Below are 376 nucleotides of genomic sequence, written 5' to 3'. Positions count from 1 at the left end.
GCGTTTTGACGTTTGCGTGCAACGACGATTCCAGCTGCACCGAGTGCAAGACCGAAGAGTGCGAGTGCACCTGTTGTTGCGTTGTTGCTTGTGTCGCTCATGCCGCCGTTACCTGTGTTCGGCATTGAACCTGGTGTACCGTCCATGAATTTCTCAGGAGATTGCATGACGATCGCGTTACCGAGGTTTTCACCGACACCATACATGTAAGCATATGACTCGCGGAACGTGTCGACTGATCCTTTGTAGTCGCCTTCCGTGTACTGCATGAACGTGTCTTGGACATATGTTTCATGGCCAGCGACCGCTTCTTGTGCTGCTTTCGTCGGAAGGTTTTCTTCCGTTGCTGCTCCGAGGAACGCACCGAAGTCGTTCG

At 52.9% G+C, this 376-nt stretch carries 1 pseudogene; it reads right to left on the bottom strand.

What is annotated here, in order from left to right:
• Positions 1–376 (bottom strand): annotated as a pseudogene (locus tag KNP94_RS15840) (copper amine oxidase); the annotation flags it as partial.

It is taken from the genome of Exiguobacterium sp. s80 (assembly GCF_018618725.1).
GTDB lineage: Bacteria > Bacillota > Bacilli > Exiguobacteriales > Exiguobacteriaceae > Exiguobacterium_A > Exiguobacterium_A oxidotolerans.
This window is presented reverse-complemented; position numbering and strand designations above follow the sequence as displayed.